Below are 4,056 nucleotides of genomic sequence, written 5' to 3'. Positions count from 1 at the left end.
TCTGACTCCTCTAATGATGAAACTCTTTTCCAAATTCGCTTCATCATAAGGAATTCAGATTCCTTTTACTTCTTTTCTTATGTCGAACTCACGTTAATATAGTACTGCTACACTGTTCGGCCTGAGCCTGTCAAAGACCAGCATTCACAGCCTGGCAGTTCAACAAGCTCACCACAAACGGTAATTGTTTACCGGGAAAGCCTACTCGTCCTTACTATCGTAATCCCCCGGCATTTTTAACAGCCACTGTTGTGTATTAATATGACCTTTGCGACGCGCCACGCCGTGGTGCGTGTTCTCCTCTACGTCTTCGTTGCCCCACTGATGCCAGCCGGGTCGGCGGAAACGTGCGAACAGCTCCAGATAGGGACCTGGCGAACAGGACTCAATCAAATCGTAGATCTCATCAGGCTTACGTGAGTGTTCCCGTTTCCGGCTTGAAAAAAGATTAACCTGTGTCCGTCCTGGAGCAAGTGTGCGCAGGCTGCCGCGCACCCCAAACAGCACCAATTCAGTAACATTGCGAAAATAGAAACCCACCCCCCGCCCATCGGGGCTACCATCCTTGCGGACCTTGTACCAGACCAGGTTCGATTTGTAGGTAAAACCCCACGCTTCCATCACATTGAGGCCTTCCTGCAGGAGGGCGTTCGGCACCCAAAGATAAAGATGCGATTTGGCAGCTGCAAGTTGGGAAACAGGGAGTTCCATTATTTCTTTCAATTCCATGGTGGGATATCTCAGCAGCCGCCTGTGCTCGGGCGCCATTTTGCCGGTGCGATTCTGAAATTGCCAAGGTGGATCGGACAAGATGGTCGAATACCGCCCTTCTACCTTCGTCAATAAATCTTCCGATGGATTCGACTCTGTGATGTGATAAGCCTGTGCTGTCACGACTATCTTCTTCCCTTTTCAAAAAACTATAGCCAGTTTATCAAAATAGCGGATTCATACGGTTTACACTACTGTGTATTCCTTTGATCAACAAACCAGTGGAGGAAAGCACTTCAAATAGAGATTTTTTTGCACAAAATCTACGTTAAGAATTAGCCTTTACCCCGCAGATACTTCTGCAAAAAAGCAGACACCCTGGCTTCGTATTCTTTGGGATGATATGCGTGGAGATTGATGTGGGCAGCACCTTCGACGATCCATAGCTCTTTGGGTTGATTAGCTGATTCAAACAGGCGTTGCGTTTCTGCTACCGTGGGATGCAGATCTTCTGCGCCTGACATGATGAGCACCGGACTATGTAAAGCAGCAAGATTGGCGATGGGGCGAAGCTGGTCTGCTGTAACGCCAAACCGAATGGGTAGCTGCCAAAGAAATATCGGCGTGAGCAAACTTCCGAATAGACCAAGCCGTTTCTGCAGCCTGCGAGCAATTGCTTCTTCTATGGTCGGGTACATTGATTCCAACACCACAGCACTGGGGACAGGCGATACTTTCGAGAGCACGAGCGATGCCGCACCCAAGGAAACGCCGATCACCGCAATCTTTTCATGTGGAAATGTCTCTACCAGATAGCGCATGGCAGCTTCGACCCCTTCGGCCTCCCGATAACCGAAGGTAATGTACTCACCACTACTTTCACCATGAGCAGGAAGATCGATCAAGATGATCGAGTAACCTGCCCGAAAGAGAAATCTGGCGCGATCCAGCATCTGGCGTCGGTCATTGCGCAAGCCATGCAGCAGCAAAACCACGCCCATTCCCCGTGTTCCACGTATAGCCCATCCTGAAACCAGTTTGATCGTTTCGCTTGACGCGCTTTGCAATATGATCGTTTCGACAGGCAAGTCTGCCGGGACGCTACCGACAGATCGTTGGGCAGGACGGCAGAGCTCACCCCCAGCCTTGATACCGATAGTTATAATTGCGATGCCACAGATAACGGCAAGAATTATCAACCCAACGAAAGCTGGCGCATGAACAATGTGAAACATCGTTTAAAATTGACTGAATAATTCAGGTTGATTTGGCAAGATGCGTATCAATCAGCAGCGCAACCTCTTTAGCATCGCTCATGGCCAAATTGTGGTCGCCGCCTGACACAATGTGCAGTTTGGCATGTGGCAGCAACGCAGCAAGGCGCTGACCCACGCTGACAGGACTGATCGGATCAGCATCACCCCATAAAAGCAAGCTGGGCACCTTGATCTTGTGGAACTGAGGTGTCAAATCCTCATCGTATTCAGATAACCAACGAGGAAAAGAAGGATTAGCAGCGAGTATGAGTGGACGCCAATCCTGCGCCCCGAAGCTCTCCAAATCCATTCCACCAGAGGTGACTGCCAACACCAAATGGGTGACAAGATCAAGTTTCTCGAGTGTGGCCTGGATAGCCATGACGCATCCCATCGACTGTGCGATGAGCGCAACAGGTTGATCAATCTCAGCAACAACCAGATCAACCAAATCATGTATGCTGTTCACCTTGGGATCGAGCGGTGTGGACCCAAGGCCTGGCCATTTTAAGTAAACTTTTTCTGCGGGATACGTAAGTAGATTGGCCACAGGCAGCCAGAACCGGGTATTACCTGATGCACCAGGCAGAAATAAGAGTTTAGATGGCATAGAATTATCCCAAGGTATAAATTATTCCATTTCCAAATCAAACATGATGCAAAGGCGGGCCGCAGATAGTATAAATGATACGGCAAGGAGAAGCCGACAAAGTCAGGTTTGATTTAAAAATGGAATTACAACTGACATGATCATTATCAAAGAGCCCTGTTTGCTTACATGATAGTAATTGATTTTTGTCGTATGGCAAAGCATCTGTGAATTTGTGTAGAAATGATAGCCAGTAGTACTATTCTGACAGAGATATGGAAGCTGTGTAAGGTTCAGGGCAAACCAGGGAAGTAGGCATGCCGAATTTCATCAATGATTACTCGTTGCATCGGTTTGGTCAGCCAGAAGAAGTGGTAGCTGTCGAAGCACAGTTTGCTTCGCATGAAGCGGCTTGACTGAAGCTGAGATTACCATCGTTTGGAAGCATTCTAGCTGGATTATTGGTCACATCTCTAATCAATAATAATAGTGATGATGTTGATCTGTCCTGTAATTTCCTTCTCACCTTCTGAGTGTTCTCGCTCTGGTACAGATTGCGCAATTTTGCAAGCACATGGCTGCCTTCCAACTCCTTAGAATGGAACGGCCATTTCGCGTCGTTGCGCCTGGCCCTGCACCCGCAAAAAACACATACTCTATTCCGCCCAACTGAGAAATCCAAGTTGAATGGTTTTAAAAGAGATAGCTATACTTTATCCTCTCGCCCATGCTGGGAGCACATCCTTTTTGCGACGATTAACGACAAGAATCCCGTATATGTTTGATAGCTTCTTCAGTATTTCTGGCTGCAATATCGGGCTCATTCACTCCAGCATATTTGATAGCTTCTTCGAGGAATTTAATAGCCTCGTCCATATGCTTTTGGGCTTCAGCATGCTCATTTCTTGCCAATTTAGCATGTTCCAGACTTTCTTTTGCATGCTAAAGTGCTTCTTTAGAATGACCTGATTCACCATGCGCCTGCGCTTTTCCAGCATGTTCCATCGCTTCTGACGCATGGCTGACAGCAGATGCATAGACTTGGGTGTAAGAAATCTCAGGGTTGTTTACAGAGAGGTTGATTGAAATACTGTTGGAGTATTTCATAAGGAGTTGAGTTATTCAAACTCTTGTGTGGTTTGACAGTGTTATAAAAATTAATAAAGCGACCGAGTTGAATTTGCCGGTCGGTGCAGTCTTTAAAGTTGGTGTGGCTATGCCATATCTGCATGAGGGTGCGGATAACACGTTCAGCTTTACCGTTGGTTTGAGGTCGATTGATTTGAGTGAATTTCTGGCCGATGCCGTGCGTTTTGCAGCTTTTAACAAAAGCATGACTGTCAGTGCCTTTATATTCTTTGCCATTATCAGAATAAGCATAATCAATCTGGTAAGGGCATTGGGCGATGACGGTTTCGGTGAGGAACCAGGCGGCGCTATTCCGGGTTTTATCAGGCAAGATGGCTGCATAGAGTTCTCGGGAGAAGTCATCAATCGCGA

5 protein-coding genes and 1 pseudogene are annotated in these 4,056 nt (G+C 47.3%); all 6 read right to left on the bottom strand.

Features of this window, described 5'->3' with window-relative positions; translation table 11 throughout:
* Positions 1 to 201 precede the first annotated feature (201 nt).
* The 6 genes and pseudogenes from BLV54_RS14635 to BLV54_RS17390 all read right to left on the bottom strand — a co-directional run bounded on the left by BLV54_RS14635 (position 202) and on the right by BLV54_RS17390 (position 4,015).
* Complete coding sequence (locus BLV54_RS14635) at positions 202 to 894, bottom strand: MT-A70 family methyltransferase (protein ID WP_090572335.1); 693 nt, start codon at positions 892 to 894, stop codon at positions 202 to 204.
* Between the two features lie 152 nt (positions 895 to 1,046).
* The gene (locus BLV54_RS14630) at positions 1,047 to 1,946 is read right to left on the bottom strand and encodes an alpha/beta hydrolase (RefSeq protein ID WP_090572334.1); all 900 of its coding nucleotides are present in this window, start codon (positions 1,944 to 1,946) and stop codon (positions 1,047 to 1,049) included.
* 22 nt (positions 1,947 to 1,968) lie between these two features.
* Complete coding sequence (locus BLV54_RS14625) at positions 1,969 to 2,577, bottom strand: alpha/beta fold hydrolase (protein WP_090572333.1); 609 nt, start codon at positions 2,575 to 2,577, stop codon at positions 1,969 to 1,971.
* A 735-nt stretch (positions 2,578 to 3,312) separates the two neighbouring features.
* Positions 3,313 to 3,486 (bottom strand): annotated as a pseudogene (gene smbP / locus BLV54_RS17060) (small metal-binding protein SmbP); the annotation flags it as partial.
* A 12-nt stretch (positions 3,487 to 3,498) separates the two neighbouring features.
* Entirely contained in the window at positions 3,499 to 3,663 is a 165-nt protein-coding gene (locus tag BLV54_RS17055; RefSeq protein WP_256329546.1) for a small metal-binding protein SmbP, read from the bottom strand.
* Positions 3,614 to 4,015, bottom strand: a complete 402-nt coding sequence (locus BLV54_RS17390; protein ID WP_371113307.1) for an integrase core domain-containing protein — start codon at positions 4,013 to 4,015, stop codon at positions 3,614 to 3,616. Before BLV54_RS17390 ends, BLV54_RS17055 begins: the two co-directional genes overlap by 50 nt.
* Positions 4,016 to 4,056: the final 41 nt, after the last annotated feature.

Source organism: Nitrosomonas sp. Nm33 (assembly GCF_900107265.1).
Lineage (GTDB): Bacteria > Pseudomonadota > Gammaproteobacteria > Burkholderiales > Nitrosomonadaceae > Nitrosomonas.
Note: the sequence above shows the minus strand (reverse complement) of the source record. Positions and strands in the feature narration are given on the sequence as shown.